Origin of the sequence: Halomonas alkalisoli (assembly GCF_021412585.1) — a bacterium.
GTDB classification, from domain to species: Bacteria; Pseudomonadota; Gammaproteobacteria; order Pseudomonadales; family Halomonadaceae; genus Halomonas; species Halomonas alkalisoli.
On the sequence record NZ_JAKCMI010000046.1, the window covers coordinates 89,203 to 113,653 of the forward strand.

General features: G+C 65.4%; 15 protein-coding genes. 1 reads left to right on the forward strand and 14 read right to left on the reverse strand.

Annotated features, from left to right (window positions below; translation table 11 throughout):
- Positions 1-8: 8 nt before the first annotated feature.
- The 13 genes from urtA to LY622_RS22065 all read right to left on the reverse strand — a co-directional run bounded on the left by urtA (position 9) and on the right by LY622_RS22065 (position 19,347).
- The gene (urtA, locus tag LY622_RS22005; RefSeq protein WP_439649608.1) at positions 9-1,379 is read right to left on the reverse strand and encodes an urea ABC transporter substrate-binding protein; all 1,371 of its coding nucleotides are present in this window, start codon (positions 1,377-1,379) and stop codon (positions 9-11) included.
- A gap of 314 nt (positions 1,380-1,693) precedes the next feature.
- The gene (locus tag LY622_RS22010) at positions 1,694-3,193 is read right to left on the reverse strand and encodes a tripartite tricarboxylate transporter permease (protein WP_234292847.1); all 1,500 of its coding nucleotides are present in this window, start codon (positions 3,191-3,193) and stop codon (positions 1,694-1,696) included.
- 19 nt (positions 3,194-3,212) lie between these two features.
- Complete coding sequence (locus tag LY622_RS22015; RefSeq protein ID WP_234292848.1) at positions 3,213-3,695, reverse strand: tripartite tricarboxylate transporter TctB family protein; 483 nt, start codon at positions 3,693-3,695, stop codon at positions 3,213-3,215.
- A 92-nt stretch (positions 3,696-3,787) separates the two neighbouring features.
- Positions 3,788-4,789 (reverse strand): tripartite tricarboxylate transporter substrate binding protein, encoded by a 1,002-nt coding sequence (locus tag LY622_RS22020; protein ID WP_234292849.1) that lies wholly within the window; start codon positions 4,787-4,789, stop codon positions 3,788-3,790.
- Positions 4,790-5,041: 252 nt separating this feature from the next.
- Positions 5,042-5,788, reverse strand: a complete 747-nt coding sequence (locus LY622_RS22025; RefSeq protein WP_234292850.1) for a response regulator — start codon at positions 5,786-5,788, stop codon at positions 5,042-5,044.
- A 69-nt stretch (positions 5,789-5,857) separates the two neighbouring features.
- A complete protein-coding gene (locus LY622_RS22030) occupies positions 5,858-7,588 on the reverse strand; it encodes an ATP-binding protein (protein ID WP_234292851.1) in 1,731 nt (576 codons plus the stop codon).
- 118 nt (positions 7,589-7,706) lie between these two features.
- On the reverse strand, positions 7,707-9,167 hold the full coding sequence (locus LY622_RS22035; RefSeq protein WP_234292852.1) for a sodium-dependent transporter: 1,461 nt from the start codon (positions 9,165-9,167) through the stop codon (positions 7,707-7,709).
- A gap of 161 nt (positions 9,168-9,328) precedes the next feature.
- Positions 9,329-10,429, reverse strand: a complete 1,101-nt coding sequence (gene hppD / locus LY622_RS22040) for a 4-hydroxyphenylpyruvate dioxygenase (RefSeq protein WP_234292853.1) — start codon at positions 10,427-10,429, stop codon at positions 9,329-9,331.
- A gap of 260 nt (positions 10,430-10,689) precedes the next feature.
- Positions 10,690-10,998 carry an MTH1187 family thiamine-binding protein gene (locus LY622_RS22045; protein ID WP_234292854.1) on the reverse strand — a complete coding sequence of 103 codons (309 nt, stop codon included), beginning with the start codon at positions 10,996-10,998 and terminating at the stop codon, positions 10,690-10,692.
- Between the two features lie 356 nt (positions 10,999-11,354).
- Positions 11,355-16,262 carry a coiled-coil domain-containing protein gene (locus LY622_RS22050; RefSeq protein WP_234292855.1) on the reverse strand — a complete coding sequence of 1,636 codons (4,908 nt, stop codon included), beginning with the start codon at positions 16,260-16,262 and terminating at the stop codon, positions 11,355-11,357.
- Entirely contained in the window at positions 16,259-17,122 is an 864-nt protein-coding gene (locus tag LY622_RS22055) for a hypothetical protein (protein WP_234292856.1), read from the reverse strand. Before LY622_RS22055 ends, LY622_RS22050 begins: the two co-directional genes overlap by 4 nt.
- Positions 17,119-18,636, reverse strand: a complete 1,518-nt coding sequence (locus LY622_RS22060) for a hypothetical protein (protein ID WP_234292857.1) — start codon at positions 18,634-18,636, stop codon at positions 17,119-17,121. The genes LY622_RS22055 and LY622_RS22060 overlap by 4 nt, the downstream gene beginning before the upstream one ends.
- 129 nt (positions 18,637-18,765) lie before the next feature.
- Positions 18,766-19,347: an endonuclease dU gene (locus LY622_RS22065; protein ID WP_234292858.1), complete on the reverse strand. Its 582-nt coding sequence runs from the start codon at positions 19,345-19,347 to the stop codon at positions 18,766-18,768.
- A gap of 59 nt (positions 19,348-19,406) precedes the next feature.
- Between LY622_RS22065 and LY622_RS22070 the strand changes: the two genes are divergently transcribed.
- Positions 19,407-21,431, forward strand: a complete 2,025-nt coding sequence (locus LY622_RS22070; protein ID WP_234292860.1) for a RecQ family ATP-dependent DNA helicase — start codon at positions 19,407-19,409, stop codon at positions 21,429-21,431.
- A gap of 63 nt (positions 21,432-21,494) precedes the next feature.
- Here the strand turns inward: LY622_RS22070 and LY622_RS22075 are convergent.
- On the reverse strand, positions 21,495-24,451 hold a 2,957-nt coding region (locus tag LY622_RS22075), incomplete at its 5' end, for an SPM autocatalytic domain-containing protein (protein WP_234292862.1).

Here is a 24,451-nt window from a genome sequence, read left to right on the forward strand (position 1 = left end):
TGACCGGCTTATTCGGCCAAGGCAGCCTCGGCTTCTTCGGCCGCAGTGCTGCCGCCACAGGAGCCGGTGGCGACATTGAAGTTGCCGCAGCGCATCGGTGCACGCCAGTCGGCAATCAGGTCACGGGAGCCGGGCAGGTAGTCGGACCAGGCGTCGCCGGCCACGGTGGAAGGCGTCTGCCAGACGATGTCGAACTGGCCGTTGTCCTGCACCTCGCCGATCAGCACCGGCTTGGTGATGTGGTGGTTGGGCATCATCGCCGCATAGCCGCCGGTCAGGTTGGGCACGGTGACGCCGATGATCGCCTCCTTGATCGCGTCGACGTCGGTGGTGCCGGCCTTGCGCACCGCCTCGGCCCACATGTTGAAGCCGATGTAGTGGGCCTCCATGGGGTCGTTGGTCACCGCCTCCTCGTCGCCGGTGTAGTCGATCCAGGCGTCGATGAAGTCATAGTTCTCGTCGGTGTCGACGCTCATGAAGTAGTTCCAGGCCGCCAGGTGGCCGACCAGCGGAGCGGTGTCGATGCCGGAGAGCTCCTGCTCGCCCACCGAGAAGGCCACCACGGGAATGTCGGCGGCGTCGATGCCCTGGTTGGCCAGTTCGCGGTAGAACGGCACGTTGGCATCGCCGTTGATGGTGGACACCACCGCGGTCTTCTTGCCCTCACTGCCGAAGCGACGAATCTCGGCGACGATGTTCTGCCAGTCTGAGTGACCGAAGGGCGTGTAGTTGATCATGATGTCGTCGTCGGCCACCCCGTGCTCTTCCTTGAGGAAGGCCTCGAGGATACGGTTGGTGGTGCGCGGATAGACGTAGTCGGTGCCGGCCAGCACCCAGCGCTCCACGCCCACCTCGTTCAGCAGGTACTCGACGGCGGGAATGGCCTGCTGGTTGGGCGCCGCTCCGGTATAGAAGACGTTCTCGGAGGACTCCTCGCCCTCATACTGCACCGGGTAGAACAGCAGGCCGTTGAGCTCCTCGAAGACGGGCAGCACGGCCTTGCGCGAGACCGAGGTCCAGTTACCGAAGACCACATCGACTTCATGCTGGGCCAGCAGCTCGCGGGCGCGTTCGGCGAACAGCGGCCAGTTGGAGGCCGGGTCGACCACCACCGCCTCGAGCTGGCGACCCAGCAGGCCGCCCTGCTCGTTCTGCTGTTCGATCAGCATTTCCACGGTGTCCTTGAGGGTCGACTCACTGATCGCCATGGTGCCGGAAAGGGAGTGGAGGATGCCTACCTTGATCGGGTCCTCCGCCAGCACCTGGGCGCTGAAGCCTAGGCTAGCAGTGGTGACCAGGGCGGCGGCCGCCAGCTGCGAGGGACGGAGATTGGTACGGAGATAGGGACGGGACAGAACCTTGCGTCGGGATGCGTTCACTTGTCACTCCTTGCACCTTCCTGCAGGAAGGTTTCATTGTGATGGCATCGCATCGGGGTCGATGGACCGCCGGTGCGGGTCTCAGCCATCAGCCTTTGCAAGGCTTGCGCCATCCGCTCGCGTAAACCGATAAAGCAAAGCGTTTCAATGAAATGGAGCTACCTCGTCGCACCCTCGACATGCCTCATGGCACCGCCATGGTGCAGCAAAAGCGCCTCGCCTCGCCTCGCCCTGCACCGTTGGCGTGCACGACGAACAAAAAAGGGGCACCGGTCTGCACCGGCACCCCCAAGGACGAAACGTTATGCAATCGATCAGGCGCGTGCGCTGCGAATCCGAGCCATGCCCTGCTTCACCACCGGCAGCAGCAGTGACAGCGCGGCGATGATCAGCAGCCACATGGAGATCGGCTTGTCGATGAAGATCGACCAGTCGCCACCGGAGATCTGCAGTGCCCGGCGCATGGACTCTTCCATGATGGCACCGAGGATCAGCGCCAGGATCAGCGGCGCCGCCGGGAAGCCGAACAGGCGCATGCCCAATCCCACCAGGCCGAATCCCAGCAGCAGGAGAAGATCGAAGACGCTGAAGCTCATGCCGTAGACCCCCACCATGCAGAAGATCAGGATCAGCGCCAGCAGCAGCGGCCGCGGCATCTCGAGAATCTTGGCGATATAGGGAATCAACGGCAGGTTGAGCACCAGCAGGAAGATGTTGCCGATGTACATACTGGCGATGACGCCCCAGAACACGTCGGGACGGTCCACCAGCATGGCCGGCCCCGGGCTGACGCCCATGACCAGCAGCGCGCCCAGCAGCACCGCCGTGGTGCCGGAACCGGGCACGCCGAGCGTCAGCAGCGGGACGAAGGAGCCGGTACAGGCGGCATTGTTGGCCGCCTCGGGGGCCGCGACGCCCTTGATATTGCCCTTGCCGAAGGTATCCCCGTCCTTGGCCAGGCGCTTCTCCATGCTGTAGCCCAGGAATGAACCGATAGTGGCACCGGCCCCCGGCAATACGCCGGTGAAGAAACCGAGCACGGAGCTGCGGGCGATGGGCGGCGCGATCTCGCGAACCTCGCTGCGGCTCAGCTTCAGCGAACCGATGGCATTGCGCGGCTGCTCCTTGCCACCGCCACCGCGCAGCAGCATGTAGAACACTTCGGCCAGGGCGAAGATACCCAGCGCCACGACCAGGAAGTCGATGCCGTCGAGCAGATGAGCGGTGCCGAAGGTGAAGCGCTCCGTGCCGGTCTGCAGGTCGATGCCCATGATCGAGATCATCACCCCGATCACGGCGGCGATCAGCCCCTTGACCAGTGACTTGTCGGAGAGCGACACCACCGCGGTCAGCCCCAGCACCATCAGGGAGAAGTACTCGGCCGGCCCGAAGCTGACCGCGACCTTCGACAGCATCGGTGCCACCAGCATCAGGAAGACGATGGAGATGGTGCCACCGACGAAGGACGCATAGGCGGCGATGGCCAGGGCCTTGCCCGCCAGCCCCTGCTTGGCCATGGGATAGCCGTCGAACGAGGTCGCCACGGTACCGGCAACGCCCGGCGCGTTGAGCAGGATCGACGAGCTCGAGCCACCGAAGATGGCGCCGTAGTACACCCCTGCCATCAGGATCAGGCCGGACGAGGGCTCCATGGCAAAGGTGATCGGGATCATCAGCGCCAGGGCACTGATCGGCCCGAGGCCCGGCAGCATGCCGATGATGGTGCCGGCAAAGACCCCGGCGAAGACGTAGACGATGTTCATCGGCTCCAGCGCGATACCGAAGCCGTACATCAGGTTGTTCAGCGATTCCATGGGAGACTCCGGGCCGTGGTCAGAGCGGCAGCAAACCGGTGGGCAGATAGACGCCCATGATCCGGGTCATGGTCAGGTAGAGAGTCAGTACGACGCCCAGCGAGGTGGCCAGGTTGACCCCATGGCGGCGATAGCCGTAGTACCAGGCCAGCCCGAAGACCAGCGATACGGAGGCCAGCACGAAGCCTACCGGCACCAGCAGCAGCGCGTAGGCCACGATGGCCAGGGTGGTCACGATGACCCGCGACCATGGCTTCAGCAGCAGCGGGGCGGCCTGCTCTTCGGGGTCCAGCTCCTCGGGTATGTCCTGTGCCTTGGGCTTCTCCAGGAACAACAGCAGGGACAGGCCCAGCAGCGTGAAGCCCAGCACCTTGGGAAACATGTCGGAGTCGATCGGCCTTGGCAGCGGAAAGGGACGGATCTGCCAGGCCATGGCCAGGTAGCCTACCGCTAGCGCGGCCAGCACCAGTGCAATGATCTGGTTGGTATTGAGTCGAGTCATGGCGGACCTCGAGCCTGAAGGGCTCAAGCAGTGCTGAAGGTACGGACGAGAGCCCCGTTGCGGGGCCCTCGCCGACGATGGCTCGTAACGGTTTACTCGCCGAGCAGACCGAGTTCGCTCAGGACTTCGCTGAAGAGTTCCTTCTGCGCATCGAGGAACTCGCCGAACTCCTCGCTGTTCTGGTAGGCGTCGAGCCAGCCCAGCTGGTCACGAGCATCCTGCCAGCCGTCGGTTTCCAGCATGCGGGCAAACAGGTCCTCGTAGTAGGACACCGCCTCGGCCGGCATGTCCGGGGCACCCATCACGCCACGCCAGATATCGAAGGTGTAGTCGATGCCCTGCTCCTGGTAGGTCGGAATGTCGGCCAGGACGCCGCCCATGCGCTCGGGGGCCGAGACGCCCAGCGCCCTGACGTCGCTGCCCTCACCCAGCTGACCGGAGGCTTCGCCGGCGCCGGTGATGACCGCCTCGACGTGGCCACCCATCAGGCTGGTCATCGCTTCGCCGCCACCGGAGAAGGGAATGTAGTTGACCTCTGCCGCGTTCAGGCCGGCAGCCGAGGCCAGGCCGGCGATGGAGATATGGTCCATGGAGCCCGGCGCACTGCCGCCACCGATGCTCAGGCCCGGGTTCTCTTCGACGGCCGCGAACAGGTCGTTGAGATCCTGATACTCGGAATCCTGCGCCACCAGTACGATGGAGTAGTCGGTGATGAGGCGGGCGATCGGCGTAAAGTCGGTATGATCGTGGCGCGAGGTACCGGCCAGCGGCACCAGGATGATCGGCGGGCTGGTGGCGAACAGCTTGTGGGGGTTGCCGCTGTCGCGGGCGATCTGGGCCCAGGCGACGGCACCGCCACCACCCGGCACGTTGATGGCCGCGAAGTTCTGATCGGCCAAGCCCTCTTGCTGAATCACCCGCGAGGTGGTGCGCACCAGGGTATCCCAGCCACCGCCCGGGTTGGCCGGCGCGATGAACTCGATGGAACGAGTCGGGGTCCATTCATCGGCACTGGCAGCAGTCGTTACACCGGCGACAGCGGCCAGCGGCAAGGCCAGCAGCGTCAGGCGCTTGAGGGAAAGCTTGGTAGTCATGGCGTTCTCCGGGTTCGGCATCTTGTTGTGTGATCTGTTGCGTGATCGTTATGTGGTCGCCCTTGGGCGCTACCATGTGAACGTTAGAAGAGCGCCACCTTGGCCACAAGCTTCTGAACATAAATGACAAATAGTCCTTTACGCCCATTCTGTCCATTCTGTTCACGGAGGCCTTCCCACTCGCCTTCCCCCCTCCACGCCCCTCTTCAACTGGCCTTTCTCAGCTAGCCTTCTTCAACTAGCTTTCCTCAGCTAGCCTTCTTCACACCAGGGCGACGTATCGCCCAGCAGTCGGTAGCGACGCTCCGGTCGGCCCACGTCACCGTAGCCCAGCTCGGCGCCCACCACCTGCACCGAAACCAGAAACTCCAGGTAGCGACGGGCCGTGGAGCGGCTGGCGCCCATGGCGCGGGCCACCTCCATGGCGGCCAGCGGGGATGCGGCTTGCTCGAGCGCCGACACCACGGTGCGCAGCGTCAAGCGATCGATTCCCTTGGGCAGGCTGCGCGCACCGCCTCCCGGCGCCCCCTCGGGACGCAGCCGGGTCAATGCCCTGTCGAGCTCCTCCTGGCTCATCTCGCTGCGGGCGGTCAGGGCGGCACGCTCGCGACGGAAGCGCGCGAGCATCTGCGCCATACGAGCGGCCTGGACCGGCTTGATCAGGTAGTCGAAGACCCCGCCACGCAGGGCCTCGGCGATGGTTTCCACCTCCCGGGCAGCGGTAATCATCACGATATCCACCTGCAGGTAATCCCGGCGCAGCGACCAGAGCAGTTCGAGCCCCTCCACGTCCGGCAGGTAGGCATCGAGCAGGACCAGATGTACCGTATCGGCCTGTCGGGACATCAGCGACCGCGCCTCGGCACCGCTTCTGGCCATGCCCACCACCCGGAAGCCTTCGCTCTGCTCGATGAAGGCTCGGTGGATATCGGCAATGCGAAAGTCGTCCTCGACGATCAGGATGCCAAACTCCGCAGGCGAATCGTCCGATTCATGCATATCATTACCCCCGCGATGTCTTCTGCATCGTCTTGTGCTTATGGTTGTGCTTATGGGTTGTGCTTGTGGTCATGTACGATTCATGGTCTGCCCTGTCGCGGCGGCTGGCCCTGCCCCCGCTGACGGCGACCGGCACAGGGAGCGATCGAGCACGGCGATGAAGCAGGCCCCTCCCAGCTCGCTCTCCTCCAGCGTAATGGCGCCACCGTTCTCCCGACACAGGCGGCTGACCAGGGCCAGGCCGATGCCGTGATGCTTGCCCGGCTTGGTGGAGAAGCCTTCCTGGAAAATCGCCTCGACGTGCTCGTGGGGGACGCCGGGGCCATTATCCTCCACCTCGATGAGCAGCTGCTCACCCAGATCGGTGAAGAACAACCTCACCCGCGGCCCCTCCTCGGCATGACGGTCGCCCTGTAGCGCCGCATGGCAGGCATTGTCCAGCAGGTTGCCGATCACCGTCATCAGGACCTCCTGGCCCGTCACCGTGAGCGGTTCGACCAGCGAGCTCTGCTCGTCGATCTCCAGCTGCACGCCAAGCTCCCTGGCCCGGGTCAGCTTGCCGAGCAGGGTGCCGCTGACCACCGGGTCGCCCACATGCTTCATCAGGAAGGTCATCTGGGCCTGCTGATGCGCACTCTCCTGATGAATCAAGGCGATGGCATCCTCGATACGGCCGAGCTGGAGCATCCCGGAAATGGTATAGAGCTTGTTGGAGAACTCATGGGCCTGGGCACGCAGCATGTCCACGTCCCGGCTGGCGGCATTCAACGCATTGGAGAGCTCGACGATCTCGCGCCGGCTGCGGAAGGTCGCCACCGCCCCTTCGACCTCACCCGCGTGATGGATAGGCACCCGGTTGACCACCACCGGATGGTCCCCCAGCCACATGTCCTGGTCGAACTGATGCTCGCCTCGCTCCATGACCTCGATCAAACGCGAGTTGGGAACGATGTCCTGAACCGGCTGCCCGACGACCGCATGCACCGGCGGCAGGCCCAGAAAGCGCCGCGCCTGCTGGTTGACCAGGGTGATCTGGCCCTCGCGATTCACCGCCAGGATCCCCTCGTGAATCGACTGCAGGATCGCCTCCTTCTCCATGGCCAGGCGGGCTATCTCGTAGGGCTCGAGGCCCAGGATCACCCGCTTGAGATGGCGCGACAGGCCATAGGCACCGGCAAAGCCGAGCACGATCATGAGTGCCACCAGCCACCAGCCCAGGCTGGTGTGCTCGACCACGTCCATGGCCACCCGGTCGAGCATGAAGCCCACCGACACGATACCGATGATATTGCCCTCGGCGTCGAGGACCGGCGTCTTGCCGCGCATGGCCTCGCCCAGCGACCCGGTGGCTTCCGAGACATAGGACTCGCCATGCAGCAACGCCCGGTCGTTGTCACCGCCGACCATCGGCTGGCCGAGCCGCTCGGGCAGGGGATGGGAATAGCGAAGCCCCTCGTTATTGCCCACCACCACGTAGCGCGCACCGGTCTCCCGCCGGATGCGCTCGGCAATGGGCTGGATCGTGGCGCTAGGATCGGGGTCGTCGAAGGCGGCAATGAGCTCGGGGATGCTGGCCACGCTCAGCGCCACGGCCAGGGCTCGCTGGCCAATCTGGTCGCTGATGATCTCGCCCTTGCGGTGGTTGAGGTAGGCACCCTGGGCCAGCAGCATGCCGGCCAGCAGAACGCCGACCAGCAGCATCACCTGCAGGCGGAAGCTGCGCGTGAGCCAGCCGCGCCGCGGTCGGCCACGACGCATACGCTGGAGCTCGGCAATGGATTCTCTGCGCGGGGAGGACATGGGCTGAGGCTCGGCGCTGGTGAAAGCATCATTGTCGCATGCTGCCGAAGCCGAGGCACCCCAGCGATTCCGGGCAATGGGCAAGCCCATCGGACGATACCGACGGGCTTGCAGGCAATCATCCCACCATCGCTTGCCGTAGACGAGGGCTCGCCAGCTCACCGATCAACGTGACCAGCGCCAGTGCAGCCAGCAGCCATGGCCAGTGGATGCCGAACTCGATGCGAGCGATACCCAGCGCGTCGACGAAGATCACCAGGATGCCCAGGGGGCTGACATAGCGCACCATGAACAGCCAGAGAGCATGCCAGCGTGGCGACAGGCCCAACTCATCACGGAAGGTCTCGTTCTTCAGCACGAAGCCGGCCAGCAGCACCATGCCCAGGCCTCCCAGCGGCATCATCCAGCGCGAGGTAAGGTAGTCGAGCCAGTCGAAGAAGTGGCGCCCCGCCAGCGTCCAATCCGCGCCCAGGTTGAACGACAGCATGGCCATGGTGCTGATCAGCCACAATACGATGCCGGTCCCCCAGGCCGCCGCGCGGCGCGAGAACCCCTTGTTGTCGCACAGCCAGGAGACGGTGGCCTCGACCATGGAAATCGATGAGGTCAGCGCCGCCATGGAGAGCATGACGAAGAACAGGATCCCGAAAAGGGTGCCCATGGGCATGGCCTGGAAGGCCAGCGGCAGGCTCATGAAGATCAGTCCAGGCCCTTCCCCCGGATCCATGCCGTTGGCGAAGATCACCGGGAAGATGGCCAGCCCCGCCATCAGCGCCACCAAGGTATCGGCCACGGCGACACTAAAGGTGGTGCGCACGATGGAGGCCCGCGCCGGCAGGTAGCTGCCATAGGTGAGAATCGCCCCGGAGGCCAGCGACAGGGTGAAGAAGGCATGGCCCAGGGCGGCCAGCATGCCATCGCTGGAGAGGCTTCCGGTATCGAAGGAGAACAGGAAGCGCCAGGCTTCCCCGAAGCCCCCGGAAGTCATCCCGTAACCGATCAGGATCAGCAGCATGATCACCATGCCGGGCATCATCCAGGTCACGCTGCGCTCGATCCCGGCCTGCACCCCCTTGCCGACGATCAACATGGTCAGCACCACTACCAGGGTGCTCCAGAAGCCCAGGTTGAGGGGGTTTTCGTTATTGGCAACGAAGATCGCCACCATGTCGTCGACGCCGCTGCCGGCCAGGCCGCCTGTCAGCATCTTCCACAGGTAGGAGAACGACCAGCCGGCCACCACCACGTAGAACGACAGGATCATGAAGCCGGCCAACATCGCCAGCCAGCCCAACAGCGACCAGGCCGAAGAGCGGCCCGACTCGGTCACCACCCGGCGAACCGCGTCGATGGGGCTGCCACGACCGCGACGACCGAAAGCGATCTCGGTCATCATCACCGGCACACCCACCGCGAGAATGCAGGCCAGGTAGACGAGCACAAAGGCCCCGCCGCCGTGCTCGCCGGTGATGTAGGGAAACTTCCAGATATTGCCCAGGCCGACGGCGGAACCGGTTGCCGCCAGCACGAAGCCCCAGCGGCCGAGCCACTGAGCGCGAGGTTGTTGAGGAGTCGTCATGGATCACCAGGGGATGCGTTGTTAGCAATTGACGCAGCAATATGACCGGCATAATACCAATCTTGCAACGCAATTTTATTGTTTAGTTTCAGTAATTCGGACGTTAAACCTGACAAGCAAAAAGAACGGCCCCCATCGGGTGACGGGGGCCGCTTCATCGATCAGTCGTCCTTGAGCACACCGCGACGGATCTGATCCTCCTCGATGGATTCGAACAGGGCCTTGAAGTTGCCCTCGCCGAAGCCGTCGTTACCCTTGCGCTGGATGATCTCGAAGAAGATCGGTCCGATCACGGTCTCGGTGAAGATCTGCAGCAGCACGCCTTCGTCGGGGCCGCCATCGATCAGCAGGCTCAATTCACGCAGGTCCTCGACATTCTCCTCGTGGTTGGGCACACGCTGGTCCACCTTCTCGTAGTAGGTGTCCGGCGTGGAGAGGAAGGTCACGCCGTTGGCGCGCAGGGCACGCACCGTGGCGTAGATGTCGTCGGTGGCCATGGCCAGGTGCTGGATGCCCTCGCCGTTGTACTCGCGCAGGAATTCGGCGATCTGCGAGGTGTCGTCGGCGGACTCGTTGATCGGGATGTGCATCTTGCCGCAGGGTGCGGTCATGGCGCGGGAGTGCAGCCCGGTCTTCTTGCCCTTGATATCGAAGTAGCGGTTTTCGCGGAAGTTGGCGATATCGGTATAGAAATTGGCCCAGAAGTCCATCTGGCCACGGTCGACGTTGTGGGTCAGGTGGTCGAGCACCTGCAAACCCACGCTGCTGTCCTGCGGGGTGCGGCCGGGGATGGGCTCGAAGTCGATGTCATAGATGGTGCGCCCTTCACTGTCGACCTTGTTGTCGACGAAGTAGAGCAGCGAACCGCCGATACCGCGCACCGCGGGAATCCCCACCTCGCCGGGGCCGACCGGGTTCTCCATCGGCTCGGCGCCGTGAGCCACGGCGTAATCGAAGGCCTGCCTGGCGTCGGCCACCTTCCAGGCCATGGCACAGGCACTGGGGCCGTGCACGCGAGCGAACTCGGCGGCGTGGCTCTCCGGCTCGGCGTTGAGCACGAAGTTGACGTTCTCCTGCTGGAACAGGAACACCTGCTTGGAGCGGTGCTTGCGGGTCTCGGTGAAGCCCATGCGGTTGAACAGCGCACGCAGTTCCTCGATGCCCTCGGGGGTAGGGGCGGTGTACTCGACGAACTCGAAGCCGTTGGTGCCGATGGGGTTTTCTTGGCTGATGGGAGCGACGGTCTTGGCAGGCGCGTTCATGGAAATTCTCCAAGGGTTTGGCCAGGGTTTGACACAGTTGTTATTGGCGCCCTGCGGCGCCGTGATGTGCCCCCAGCCTAGTGCCCCGCCGCTCCCACCGGAACGTCCAGACACCCCCTTGCTACCCCTGTCGGCGTCGGCGCCACCCCGACCGCCGTAAAGCAATGCTTACACCCTGCCGAAGCCGGTCTGTCGCGCAGGAACGTCGGTTCAAAAACCTGACAGGGCGTAACGAAAACCTGACAGCCCAAACGTCGCACTCACTCTTGACCGGCGAGTTTGTCCTCAACGCTCGTCACCTTGTCGCCCATGCTCTGCTCACGGTCGGTCCGGGTCCCCAGTTTGATGGTGGTGGTGATGCGCGGCGCCCCCATTTCGTGCACCACTTCATGGCAGCGCTTGACCACCGCCATCACCTCGTCCCACGGCCCCTCGATATTGGTGCCATAGGCGTGCATATGATGCTCGAGGCCCGATGCCTGAATGACACGCTGGCAGGCGGCGATCTGCGGCGAGACCGATACCCCCACGCCCAGTGGTACTACGCAAAGATCGATGATGACGTGCATGCCGTGTACTCCTCGTCTAATAAGAAAGTTGCTGTAGGAATTAGCTTTAGCTCGCGACTGTAGTATTGCCGACGCTGGCGAACACTGCGGCCGTTGCGGCCTCCGCCAAGGCGCCTGGCGGCGCCAGTCGCGATGCGGAGCAGCGCTCCAACAAGGTCGGCAACTACCGCACTGTTGGAGCAGCTTCAGCTCGCGACTGGAGGCCGAAGGACTCCCGGCGGTGTTGCCAACGTTCGCGACCATCACCACGCTTCAGCCTCCGCCAAGGCGCCTGACGGCGCCAGTCGCGATGCGGAGCAGCGCTCCAACAGCTGACTTTTCCTGCCATGACAAGCGATTGCCACCCTTATGATCCTTCACTCCACCGCCTCTGTGACGTGAATCCCGAACAGGCTGGCTTCGCCCTGGCTGCGCCCTACTTCCTCGGGGGCGGTGATGCGGCCGTCGCGCACCATGACGTGGCCACCCTGCCCCTGGGCGCCGCCGATGACGCTGCCCACCAGATAGGTGGGAAAGATCTCGGGGTCGTTCTCGTAGTTGGGGTTGTGGATCAGGCCGATCATCTGGAAGCGCCCGCGGGTATTGCGCAGCGATTCGAGGGAGTCCTGAATCAGCCGACGATGCGACAGCTTGGAGAATAGCCCGTCGAGCAGGATCACGCTCTCGCGGCTGCTGCGGGCACGGCGCTTGTGGTGGCCCGGCAGTTCGCGGAGCTCCCGCTCGATGGCGAATTCCGAGAGCTTGACCAGCCACATCAGCGACACGGCCTCGCGCTGGCCCTCCGACATCTCCTCGTTGAGCGAGAAGAGCCGGCCGTGGGGGCGGATGGCGTCGTGCTTGAGTCGGATCGAGACATCGTGGAAGAGCCCGCGATAGATGCGTCGCCGAATCTGGCGCAGCAGGTCGTCGTCGCGACGCCGCGATTCGCCGTCGACCACGCCGCCATCGCGCTCGGCACGACGCCGCATGGCGGCCTGGTGCTCGTCGATATCGGCCAGCAGGGTGGTGATCAGCTCGCGCAGCTGGTCGGGGCCGATCAGCGCCGCCTTGACCTCGAAGAAGGCACCGCCCTCGCCGCTGCTGCGGGCCACCCGCCGGAGAATGTCGAGGTTGCCGGCGGCATCGCTGATGATCGAGCTGAGACGCTCGACCAGGGTGCCCTCGATCTGCTCCCGGGAAGCGTGCAGCCGATCGACCCGCTGGCGATGGTCGCCAAGCTGGTCGAAGAGCTGTTCGTGAAGTGCGAGCAGGTCGTTCAGTGCGGCGGCGCTGGCACCCTTGAGCATGGCCAGCCTGGCGCGCTCGGTATCGCTGAACAGCCGGCTGTGGGCCGCCTCTTCCAGGGACTCCGCCAGCCGCCGTTCGCTCGTCTCGACCTGCTTCGCCTGACGCTCCCGGTTGCGGGCCCGCTCGCCCAGGTTGAGTTCGCCGAGGGCGTCCAGCAGGGTTTGCTGGCAGGCTTCCAGGGCGGTGACATCGAGCTCGGACGTCTCCCCCGCCATGGCATGCCAGGTCTCGAGCGCGGCGTCACGGGCCTCGTGGTCGCCATCGTCGTGGGGCCAGCGGCTGGCGTCGGCCAGGTCCTCCAGTGCCGCCAGGCGACGCGCCCAGCCCTGTGGCAGCTCACGCAGCGCACGCAGCCAGTCGACGGCGAGTTGATCGACCCACTCCAGGGCACGACGCTGATCGTTCAGGCGACCCTCCACCGCATCGCGCTCGGCGGCCTTGGCCTTGCGCGCGTCACGCGCCTCGCCCAGCTCGCGCTTGACCCGGGCGATCTCACGCTCCAGCTTCTGGCTGCCACCGCCGGCATCGCGCACATCGAGATAGGCGCGTATGCGGCTGAAATCGAAGTCGGCGCGCCGGCTTGCCTGCGCCAGCGCCGCTTCGAGTTCGGCCTGTACCTCGGCGGCACTGGCCATGAAGGCGACCCCGCCCTCCTCCTCGAAGGCGGCCAGTGCCCGCAGGCGGTCGCGTTCCCCATCGCCGAAGATGCGACGCCGCTGCGCCTCGGCATCGGCGTGCTGCTGATTCAGCAGCTCATTCCTCTCGACGGCGGCTTCCAGCCGCTCGGCGGCCTCGGCCAGGTGCCGTTCAAGCTCGGCTAATCGCGCCTCGAGCGCCTGCAGCCGCTCGACACCGCCGGCATCGTTGAACTGTTCGGCCGCGAGCCAGGTCTGGCCGTGGGCCTCAAGCTCGCGGGTGGCACGCTCCCGCTCCGGCGTCAGCTCGGCCAGTGCCGTCTCGGCCTCGAGACTGGCCTCGGCGGCCTCCTCCAGGGCGAGATCGCCCCCCTCCTGCAGGTAGCGCTGGAAGTCGTCGATACAGGCCAGTGCCGCATCGGTCAGCCGCGGCGCCAGCGCCGCCTGGCGTTCAGCCAGCTCGCCCTGGGCCGCCCCCAGCGCCTCCAGCAACGCCTCGACACCCTCCTCGTCGGCAGCCCGCGCCTCCAGCGCCAGGGCATATCCCTCGCCATGGGGGTCGAGACGAGCGCACTCGGCCGCCAGCGCCTTCTGCCGTTCGCGGTCCGCGGCCAGGCGTTTCTCGGTGGCCTCGCGCAGGGCTTCCAGATAGCTCGGGTCCAGGGCGGCCTTCACCGCCAGGGTCTCGACGCCCTGCACGGCGCCCAGCGGCGGCTCGCCGCAATCCAGCAACGAGGAGAGCCGCTCGGCCTCGAAGACCGGCACTGCGAGCCCGGCCTCGATCAGCGCGGCGGCGGCATCCTGCGCCGCGCCGACGCCGGCCACCACCGGGGCGAACAGCAGGCCGGCCGCCTGGACCAGCCATTCACGCCGCCGCTCCAGCGGGGAGTCGGCATGATTGAGAACCTCGTGCAGCGGCTGCCAGGCGACGCCCGTGTCGTCGAGCAGGCGGTGCGCCTCGGCCTCGACCGCGCGGCGCTCCAGCGGGTCGCCGGCCAGGCTCTCCAGGTAACGCTCCCGCGCCTGGATATCGTCTTCCAGCGTTTCCGCCTCGCGCAGCAGGCGTGGATAGCGACGCTTGGCGTCCTGCAGCCAGGCCTCCGGCGTCAGTTCGCTGTTATCGGCGAAGGCGAGCCGTGCCCGGTGTAGCCGCCGCAGCCGAGTCTCTTCGGCTTCCAGGCGGTGCTTCTCGTCGGCCAGGGTGCGCTCCCGGTCGCGCAGGCGCTGGCGCAGATGCACCGGGTCGTCGTCGCCGTGCAATTCCTGGTAGTGGCGTGCGGCCTGGGCCAGCGGGGCCAGCCGCGTCCGGGTACGCTCGGCATCCTGCCGACGCCGGTCGGCCTCACGGCAGCGGGTGTCGAGTTCGGCCAGGGCGGTCTTGCGACGGGACCAGAAGCCGCCGATCTCCTCGTTGGGCCAGCCTTCGACAAAGGCCCGCCAGGGTGCCTGCCCCCGGACCAGCAGCCCCTGCTCGCCGGCCAGTCGCTCACGCTCGCCGCTCAGCCGTTCGCGTTCGCCTCGGGCCCGTTCCAGGGCCACGGTCGCGTCGTCGCGCTCACGGGCAAGCCCCTCCAGGGTTTCCTCCAGTTCCGCCTCGCGTTCCTGCTTCTCCTGTAACAGCTCGCCGGGCATGGCACCCGGCTGCTGGCGCTGGAAGGCCTCGTGCCAAGCGGCGACCTGCTTGAGTTCACCGATGCGCCCGAGGTGAGCATTGAAGGCCTGCCTGGCGGAAGCCGCCTGCTCCCGGGCCACCTCTGCGGTGCCCTCCGGCACCTCCAGCTCGGCCTCATCGAATAGCCCTTCGGCCAGTGCCTGGGTGTAGAAGCTCTGGTTATCGACGAAATCCCGCTGCTGCGACTCGAGCCGCTCGCGGGCCTGCTCCAGGCCATCGCGGTGCTCGTCCAGCCCGGCCAGGTCACGACCCAGTTCCTCATGGTAGAGGGTGTCGGCGATCACCTCCTCGCGGAAGCGGTTGCCGTCGAGGGCCTCGAATGCCTCGGCGCCTTCGTCCAACGCGCTCAGCGCCCGGTAGCGCGCGCTGTCGTCATTGAAGGCGAGGCTCTCGGCGAGCCAGTCGCGGGCAGCGGCGAAGGCCACATGGCCGATATCCCGGCCCGCCGGCCAGTCGGCCTCGGCCAGGTGAATCAGGCGGCGGTGAACGTCCAGGCGCGCGCCCCGCTCGGAGAGCGCCTGGCGCACGGCGCGCTCGGTGAGCCCGGAGAGCCGGGCCAGCAGCCAGGTGGAGACCCGCGGACGGCCGGTATCGCCCACGGCCCAGGCGAAGCCCTGGACGGTCTCGTGCTCGCTTGGCTCTGTATCGGCAGCATCCTGACCATCGACAGCAGCGGGCCGCCGCGGCAACCCCGGCAGGCCGAGCAGGGCCTGCCCGCCGAGCAGGGCCTCGCTCGCCGCCAGCCCGCGGTCGAGCTCGAGCAGCTGGTCACGGGCGGCGCGCAGCGTTTCGCCCTGGCCCTTGAGGGCGGCCAGGCGCTCGACCTTGTCGCTGGCACGGCGTTGGTCGCTCTCGGCCTCCTCGAGCCGGTGGCGCAGCTCGGTGATGTTGGTGCCGGAGTTGAGGATCACCTCCTCGATCAGCTCCTCGCTCTCGTCGGTCTCGCCCCGGGTGGCACCGGAGAGGATCTCGGGGGCCAGCACCTCGAAGAAGAAGGCCTGATCCGCCTTCTCGCCCTGGCGCGGCTTGATGGCATTGAAGATCTGGCTCTTGTCGGCGCCGCCCTCCTTCTGGAAGGCGGCGAGCTGGGCGAGCTCGCGGCGGGAGACATGGGCGCCCACCGCCTCCAGCCACTCCTCGCGGTTGTGGGTCAGGCGCACGCCACGCTGGCTCATGGCCATCTTGATATCGCTGTTGGCGTGCAGGGCAAGCTTGCCGTCCCGGGTCAGGTGATGAACCGGAATGTCCTCCAGCCGACCGGCATAGTGATAGAAGGAGAGCCCGCTGCCATCGCTGTAGCCATAGAAGCCGAAGACGAAGGTCTCGCCGGCGACCTCCTCCCCCGCGGCGGCCAGCATGTCGTCCTGGCGGGCACCGCCGCTGCGGGAGCGAAACTCCACCCGCAGGTGGCTCCAGCTGCGCCCTTCGCCCGCCACCGATGAGGGGGTGCACTTGCGCCGGGTGCGCGCCAGCAGGGTGCGGTCCCGGGAGAGCAGCCCGATCAGCGCCTCGGCCAGGGTGGTCTTGCCGAAGCCGTTTTCCATGCTGATGGCGCTGGACTGGCCGCGCAGGTCAAGCAGCAGGTGACGCATCTTGGCGTCCCAGGGCGAGGCAACGTCGCCGTGCTTGTTGAGCAGGTTGGCGATCTCGATACGGTTGATCACGCTCATGCGGTTGCCTCCTCGTCGTGACCGTCGCTCTCGATGCCATCCTCCTGAGCGTATCTCTCTTGACCACTACCCGGCGCTTCCTCCAGCCCTCTGGCCAGTGCCTGGAGATGCCCAAGCTGGTGGATACCGATCTGTTCGCTTTCCAGGGCGCCCAGCAGCGTCTGCTGCCAGACCTCGCCCACGCTCTCGCCGTCGGGGTCCACGGCCGACGCCTCGCCGGAATCCCGCGGGCTCTCCAGCAGCCCGGCCCGGACCTGCAGCTCGATGAAGGCGCGCACCCGACGGGTGATATCCTCGCCGCGCTCCTCGAGCAGCCCGCGGCTCGTCTCCGGCGCCGCCTCGCCCAGGGCACGCAGCGCTTCGAGCTGCTCGCGCATCAGCTCGGCGAGCTCCACGCCGCTGAAGGTGGCCTCCTGGTAGCGGCTGACGTCGGAGAGCGCTCGGTTGTAGCGGGTATATAACAGGGTGTGCATCAGCAGCCAGAGCTGCAGGTACCACTGGGCCAGCTCGGCACGGCTCTCCTGGCGCAGCTTGAGCGCCTCGAATACCGGCTCGCGGGTATAGAGCGGCGGCTGCTCCAGCTCCGGGTCCGGCAGCAGGGCGTAGTAGCGCGAGCCGGGCGCGATGCCGGGGTAGTCGCCGGTCTCGAACACCTTGAGCCGCAGCCCCTGGCCGGCGAGGAAGTCGCGCAGGCCTTCGCGCTCGATATCGCTGGCATCATCGATCAGCGCACAGACATCGCGCTCGGAGAGCTGGCCCTCCCGCGCGGCACGCCGCTTGCGGCCGCTGCCGGGCAGGCGTTCGGCGCTGCGATAGCGCAGCAGGTAGGCGACTACCTCGCCCATTTCGGTCATGTTCATACGGGCTCGTCCTGATCGATTCGGTTGGTAGCGCTGTGTTCATTGCCGGTCGCCTGAAAAAAGCCAAGCGAGGGGGTCACCGCACCGTCGATACGCCGGCCGTCGGCCAGCAGCAACGTAAAGGGCTCACTGTCGATGCCTACCGTGAGACGACGATCGAGCAATTCGGTGTCGACGAAGGTGTTAAGCAGCTGCGCCAGACAGTCGCCCTCCTCGAAACGGTGCCAGCCCTCTTCCAGCGCCTGGGGCAGCGACAGCGGGGCCTGGTGGATCCGCTCGCGCAGCGCCGGCCCGCGAGCCTCGAGGAAGCGTGCCAGCAGCGGGTCTTCCGGCCTGGCATCGTGCTGTTCGTCGAAGACCAGCGCGGCGTGGCTCGCCTCGGCACGGCGACTCTCCAGCAGCGGCACCAGCGGCGCCAGGCGGGGAAACACCGCCTGAGCATGCAGCGGCATCATGCGGCGCACCACCGCCTCCTGCAGCCGTGGCGATGCGGGCGCGGCCAGCAACTCGCGCGCCATGTCCTGGAAGTCCACCACGCCCATGGACTGAATTCGGCCCTCGGCGATATCGGCCAGCAGCTCAGAGAGTCGCCGCGACAGGTTCTCGATGGCGTTGAGCACACGGCCGATGGCGCCGGAGAGCACGCGCAGATCCCACTCGTCGGGCTGGGCCTCCCGCCAGACGTCGAAGCGCTCCATGAGCTTGGGGGTCGTCAGCTGGGCCCGGCCGTCGAGCAGGGTCTGCTGGATGCTGGAGAGCGCGTTATGGTAGTGGCGCTCGTTGTCGAGCAGCGCGATCAACTTGCCCTCGCGGGTGGGATTCTCGCGCACCCGGCGCAGCTCCTGGGTCAGGGCGCGAATGGCCAGCAGGATCTGGTTGGTGATATCGGGAATACGGGCGAAGTCGCCCCGGGCCAGCGCCGCCAGCACCTTGGCGGCATCGTATTCGGAATAGAGCAGGTCCTCGACCTGGCTGGCCAGGGTCACCGCCTGGCGGCCGCTCGGCGTGAGGCGCACCTGGCCCGTCTGGCCCTGCTTCTCGATCAGCGCCGTACGCTTGGTGCTGCGCCGCGAGCGCACCGCACCGCTCGCCTCACCGGCATCTGGATTCGAGGACGGCTCACGCGCCTCCGGGGTCGGGGACGCCTGGCGCGCATCCGGGGTCGGGGACGGTTGTCGCGCGTCCGGGGTCGGGGACGGCTGACGAAAGTTCAGCTCACTCGGCGTCGACAGCAGGTTGATGACGAAGGTCAGGTCGTCATGGGGCAGCTCGGGATAGGTATCGCGCAGGTGGTTGAGGCAGCGCGTCTGGGAGACGAAGGCGCTGTTGGTGGCGAAATCCACATCCAGCAGGTAGTCCAGCAGCAGGCAGCCGAGGTCGAGCCAGTAGCCATCACGCAGGCCTCGGCGCTGCTCCTGGCTGACCTGCACGAAGGCCGAACCCGGCTCGTGGGCGCTGTCGTGCAGGTCGATCAGCCTTGTGGTGGCGACGAGCAGTTTGCTCCAGGCGGTCATGGGTCTTCCCTGCGGGCAAAAGGGGCATTATGCCAACCTGGGGCGGCCGGGTCATGACAAGCCTTGTCATGTCTCATTCCACGCAGCGGTTTCGATGCTCAGGGCGGGTCCACCGTTACGGCGAATCGTTCATGTCCGCCCCCTGCTCTCGCCAGTCGCCACCCCGCCGGCAATGAGATGCGCTACCCTCAGCGGCTCGGGAATCTTGCCATGGGGCGTGGTCGCACGGATCACCGCTACCGCCTCTGCCTCGCTCAGCCCAACACGCTGAACATAGACTCCCGCCAGCGGCTCCATCTCGCCCAGGCGTTCGACCAGCGCCCACTTGCGGCTCCCGCCGGGAATCCGTTCGAGCAGCGCCCGGCGCATGGCCTCACGGCGAGGCGCACGGCGCGCCACTACCAGCACCGGCAGGCCCAGCTCGGCATGCAGGTGCGGCACGTCGACCACGTTGAAACCGGCCAGGGCGATGCCCTGCAGCAAGACAAGCTGCAGGTGGCCGGCAAAACAGGAGCCGCCGGCCAGGCGAATCAGCTCGCGGGTGCTGTTGACGCCATCCCGCCGCACCCGACCCGACAGTACGCCCTCAAGGCGCAGCCCCGAGAACACCGTGCCGACGATGGCGACGTCGCCCCGATGCCCGCGCGGGAACGGGCAGTCGTCGAAGCCGACAATATGCGAGAATGTTCGGTGTCGCTCGGTGGTCGCCATGGCCTCCGCCTTCAGAACATGACTTTCAGGACAATAACAGCAGCGCAGGGAGTGCCTACATGATCGACCAGACGTTACAGCAGGTCTTCGGCTACGGCGACTTCCGCCCCGGCCAGCGCCCGGTGATCGAGGCGATAACGGCGGGCCGTTCGGCGGCGGCAATCTTTCCCACCGGCTCCGGCAAGTCGCTCTGCTACCAGCTCCCTGCGCTGCACCTGCCCCACCTGACCCTGGTCATCTCGCCGTTGCTGGCACTGATGCAGGACCAGCTGGCGTTCCTCGAGCGCCACGGGATCGCCGCCGCCAGCATCGACTCGGGCCAGAGCCGCGAGGAGGCCGCCGCCGTGATGGAGGGCGTCAAGCGGGGCGATATTCGGATCCTGATGATATCGGTGGAGCGGCTCAAGAACGAACGCTTCCGCGCCTTCATCCGCCGCGTACCGATCTCGCTGATGGTGGTTGACGAGGCCCACTGCATCTCGGAGTGGGGCCACAACTTTCGGCCGGACTACCTCAAGCTGCCCGACTACCGGCGCGAGTTCGGCATTGCCCAGGTACTGCTGCTGACCGCCACGGCCACCCCGCGGGTGATCGCCGACATGCGCTCGCGTTTCGACATCGCCGAGAGCGACGTCACCGCCACCGGTTTCTATCGTCCCAATCTGAACCTGGAGGTGGCGCCGGTGCCGGCCGAGACGCGGCCGAGACGCCTGGTCGAGTGGCTGCGACCCAAGCTCGACGCACAGCCACCCGCGCCTACCATCGTCTACGTCACCCTGCAGCAGACCGCCGAACGCCTGGCCGCCTACCTGAGCAAGGCCGGGCTCCCCGCCACCGCCTACCACGCCGGGCTCGACAGCGAGATCCGCGAGCGCATCCAGCGCGACTTCATGGCGGGCCAAATGCCCTGCATCGTCGCCACCATCGCCTTCGGCATGGGCATCGACAAGGCCGACATTCGCAACGTGGTGCACTTCGACCTGCCCAAGTCGATCGAGAACTATAGCCAGGAGATCGGCCGGGCCGGCCGCGACGGCCAGCCTTCCGACTGCCTGATGCTGGCCGGGCGCGACCACCTCAACGTGCTCGAGAACTTCGTCTTCGGCGACACCCCGGAACACTACGGCATTCGCCAGGTGATCGACGAGGTGGTCGCGGTGAGCCGGGGCGGCGCCGGCAGCCAGTGGGAACTGATGCTCAACAGCCTCTCGCAGCAGAGCAACATTCGCCCACTGCCGCTGAAGACCCTGCTGGTTCAGCTGGAGCTGCGCGGCATCATTGCCCCGCGCTACAGCTACTTCGCCGAGTACCGCTTCCGCCTGCACGAGGAGCCCGAGGTTCTGGTCGCCCGCTTCGAGGGCGAACGTGGCGCCTTCGTCCAGGCGATCCTCGATGCCTCCCAGCGCGCCCGGACCTGGTACACCCTGGATTTCGAGGCACTCGCCCGCCTGGGCGGCGAACGGGGCGTGAACACCGAGCGCGGCCGGGTGATCACGGCACTGGACTACTTCGTCACCAAGGGCTGGATGACGCTGGAAAGCAAGCAGATGACCGAGGTCTACGAGGTGCTGCGCCAGGACATTGATCCGGCCGCCCTGAGCGATGAACTGCATGGCTATTTCCGGGACAAGGAGCAGGCGGAGGTGGAGCGACTCCACGCCATGCTGGCCCTGTTCGAAAGCGAGGCATGCCTGAGCCGCCGCCTGGCCGAGTGGTTCGGCGATGACCGGGCGCCACAGCACTGCGGCCACTGCTCCGCCTGTCATGGGCAGGTCGCCCGCCTGCCCCAGGGCGAGGCGCCACCACCGCTGGCAATCGACGCCATCGAGGGGCTGGCGGGCGAGCTGATCCAGCAGCTCACCGCCAGCCAGGATCGTCACCCGCTCACCCCCGACCTGATCACACGCTTCCTGTGCGGCCTCACCACGCCGCTGCTCACCCGACTCAAGGCGCGGCGGTTAGCCGGCTTCGCCGCGCTGGAAGCCCACCACTACGCCGAGGTGCGAGCACAGGCCGCGGCGCTGACGGGGGGCTTGACAAACACTAACTCGCAGCAAGTTCGTCAGCTGTCAAGACCACGATGAGAAGGAGCGCTGGCTTTACCCAGCGCTCCTTATGTAACAAGATCGCGTATTACCCGGCCCCAGTTAGACCTCCAAGTTCTGGTTTTCAAGCAAGGTGGACAGATCAACGCCGGTCACCCCCTGGAGAATCACCAGGTCGATAGCGCCATATTCATCACCGTCACCGTCCCGATCCACACTGATTACGGTATTTCCCTCCTCTTCGCGAACCTGTACGAAGGCCTCAAGCAATGAGTTTTCAGGATCGTAGCCATCGAGCAGATCGGACAGCACCAAGGTATCGGCATCCTCTCCCAGGCCGACGGTGAAGTCGGTGATGGTATCGACGCCACCACCATCGACAGGCCGGAAGATGAAGATATCGTTGCCGCCACCTCCGGTCATGGTATTGGCACCACCGCCACCGGTCATGACGTCGTTGCCACTTCCACCGATCAGGACATCGTCACCCATCCCGCCGTAGAAATGGTCATTCCCGCCGCCACCGATTAGCGTGGTACCCACACCGCTACTGATCAGGATGTCGTTACCCTCGTCGCCAACCGCGGTGCCACCGTCTTGTTCGGCAACTCGCACCATGGTGGTACTGGTCTCAACCAGCTCGACCGCCGCATAGTCACCCTTGCTACCATCGGCATAGACGAACTCGCCACGCGCCAGGACGGTCTGCCCATCGATGGGGTCACCGCCGATTTCGCCATCCAGATTGATGGCCACGATGCCGAGCTCGCCCAGGCTGAACAGTTCGCCCTCATCGCTGACCCCGTCGCCGTTGGCATCCACCCAAAGTTTCAACGACTCGAAAGCTTCATCGTTCTCATCGATGACGCCGTCGCCGTTGCTGTCGAGCGTTGCCAAGGCAGCCATGGCGTCGCGGTGACCACCCTCACCGAAGTCCGGGGAGAACACCTCGCGTCCGGACTCGATGACACCCGAGCCATCGAGGTCCATGACCAGGATGCCGTCCTGCCCGTTGGTCCAGGCCAGTTGCTGGGCACGGCCATCGTCGTTCATGTCGAACATCGCCGAGCCGGTCAGGGAGATGCCAGGATCGCCAAGGTCGAAGATGATGGGATCCTCGACGCCTGTGACGGTTACATGCCCACTGCTGGCATCATATCCGAATCCAATCGTTCGACTTACGCCACTCCCACTAGTGTAATTGCTATCAGAAGAGTAATTTTCAATAACCTTGTAGGAATTATCATCGTATCCAACTAAATGATTGTTACTCGTCCCCAAGCTAAAGATAGGGCCACGGCCGTTGCTATTCTGTTGATGGTGGGCAATAGAGTACGTAAACTCCAAATCCATATTACCGGATACAGGGACATCCTCTATTTCCAAAACTATCCACCTGCCGGAATTTCCTGACAGTGTGATTTCCCCTGTTGCTTCATTATAACTACCGCCAGCCCCGCCAACCGCGCTGAATTCATATTCATGCCCCCCTAACTTGACCATAAAATTCTCAAAGGTCTGCGCAGAGTTCACTCCACTGAAAGTCGGCTGATCAATTCGCAAGTAGAGAGTCTGGGTGGGCGATGCTTCCACTCCTGCCTCCACAACTACCAATTCATTTGAGAATGCAGTACTTCCGCCGGTCTCGAGCGCTGAAACCTTTTGCCCCGCAACACCGTTGGTCTGATCCCAGGCTCGGAACTCAAGCGAACCATTTTCACCACTGCCGGGCTCGTAGTAGACTAGAGTGTTATCATTAGCTGCCAACAGCAGCGCTTGGGACTCGGATACGGCCCCTACCTCTTGCCAATTATCACCACCATTCAGGGTATACCACCAGGTGCCATCTCCCGAGGTACTGGTTAGCGCAAGTCCTTCCTGAGCGTTATTGTCTACATCGGAGACATCAGCTTCTGCTAGCAGCTGGGAAACCAAGGTCCCAACGTTTCCTTCCGGTTCACCTGAACCTTCCATAACAGAATAAAGCGTTATGGCATCAGTATTGCCGATCACCGGCGCATCGTTAGTGCCGGTCACCGTCACGGTGATGTCCTGGGTGACCGTGCCGCCATTGCCGTCGTCGATGGTCACCGTAAAGGTCTCGAGGGCCTCTTCACCTTGAGCCAGGTACTGCACAGCGGCATTGGCCACCGTGTAGGTCCAGATCACCGTGCCGTCACCGGCGCCGGTGGCAGGATCACTGATCGCGGCAACCAGGCCACCGCCCAGGGCGTTGCCCGCGGCACCGCTCACGCTCACCGTGTGAGTGTCGCTCAGGTCGACGTCATCGAAGGTGATGGTGCCGCTGTCGCTGAGGTTGCCGTCCATCACGCCGCTATCCTCGGTCACCGCGCCGCTGTCATCGGCGGCGGTGATCGTCGGGTCGTCGTTGGTGCCGGTGATGGTGATGGTCACCTCACGACTGTCATTGGCGGTACCGTCGCTGACTTGAACGGCATAGGTCAGGACCAGCGTCTCGCCAGCGGCCAGATAGTCGAAGGCTTCACTGTCGGAATCAAACGTCCAATCCAGGCTGTCGCTGGTCTCACCGGCAGCGATGATGGTGGTGGCATCCAGGCTGAACATGGCTTCCAGAGCCGCTTCGCTGAGCGGCGAGTCGGGGCCGGTGCCACCCACCGTCAGGCCGGTTACCGTGGCGGTAACGCTGTCGCTGAGATCGAGGTCTTCCACCGCCAGGCTGCCAGCGGCGCTCAAGCTCGCGTTGGTCTCGGTCAGGCCGGCGCTGTCGTCGCCACTGCCGATCACCGGGGCGTCGTTGGTGCCGGTGATGGTGATGGTTACTGCCTGAGTCGCTGCCTCGCCCTGGCTGTCAGTGGCGGTGATGGTGTAGGTCAACTCCAGGCTTTCGCCGTCGGCCAGGTAGTCGAAGGCCTCGTTGCCGGAATCAAACATCCAGCTCAGCGTGCCGCTGTCGTCACCGCTGGCAACCCCACCGGTCACCGCGAGCATGTTTTCCAGGGTGGTATTGTCCGGGGCACCGGCGGTGTCACCACTGGCTACCACGCCGGTCACCGCGGCCGTCACTTCGTCGCTGAGGT

What these genes read in the sequence shown, in the direction of transcription:
- LY622_RS22010 (WP_234292847.1), bottom strand. Translation starts at nt 3,193, where the DNA reads ATGGAATCGCTGAACAACCTGATGTACGGCTTCGGTATCGCGCTGGAG.
- LY622_RS22020 (WP_234292849.1), bottom strand. Translation starts at nt 4,789, where the DNA reads ATGACTACCAAGCTTTCCCTCAAGCGCCTGACGCTGCTGGCCTTGCCG.
- LY622_RS22030 (WP_234292851.1), bottom strand. Translation starts at nt 7,588, where the DNA reads ATGTCCTCCCCGCGCAGAGAATCCATTGCCGAGCTCCAGCGTATGCGT.
- hppD (WP_234292853.1), bottom strand. Translation starts at nt 10,429, where the DNA reads ATGAACGCGCCTGCCAAGACCGTCGCTCCCATCAGCCAAGAAAACCCC.
- LY622_RS22065 (WP_234292858.1), bottom strand. Translation starts at nt 19,347, where the DNA reads ATGGCGACCACCGAGCGACACCGAACATTCTCGCATATTGTCGGCTTC.
- LY622_RS22050 (WP_234292855.1), bottom strand. Translation starts at nt 16,262, where the DNA reads ATGAGCGTGATCAACCGTATCGAGATCGCCAACCTGCTCAACAAGCAC.
- LY622_RS22015 (WP_234292848.1), bottom strand. Translation starts at nt 3,695, where the DNA reads ATGACTCGACTCAATACCAACCAGATCATTGCACTGGTGCTGGCCGCG.
- LY622_RS22025 (WP_234292850.1), bottom strand. Translation starts at nt 5,788, where the DNA reads ATGCATGAATCGGACGATTCGCCTGCGGAGTTTGGCATCCTGATCGTC.
- LY622_RS22045 (WP_234292854.1), bottom strand. Translation starts at nt 10,998, where the DNA reads ATGCACGTCATCATCGATCTTTGCGTAGTACCACTGGGCGTGGGGGTA.
- LY622_RS22055 (WP_234292856.1), bottom strand. Translation starts at nt 17,122, where the DNA reads ATGAACATGACCGAAATGGGCGAGGTAGTCGCCTACCTGCTGCGCTAT.
- LY622_RS22070 (WP_234292860.1), top strand. Translation starts at nt 19,407, where the DNA reads ATGATCGACCAGACGTTACAGCAGGTCTTCGGCTACGGCGACTTCCGC.
- LY622_RS22035 (WP_234292852.1), bottom strand. Translation starts at nt 9,167, where the DNA reads ATGACGACTCCTCAACAACCTCGCGCTCAGTGGCTCGGCCGCTGGGGC.
- LY622_RS22060 (WP_234292857.1), bottom strand. Translation starts at nt 18,636, where the DNA reads ATGACCGCCTGGAGCAAACTGCTCGTCGCCACCACAAGGCTGATCGAC.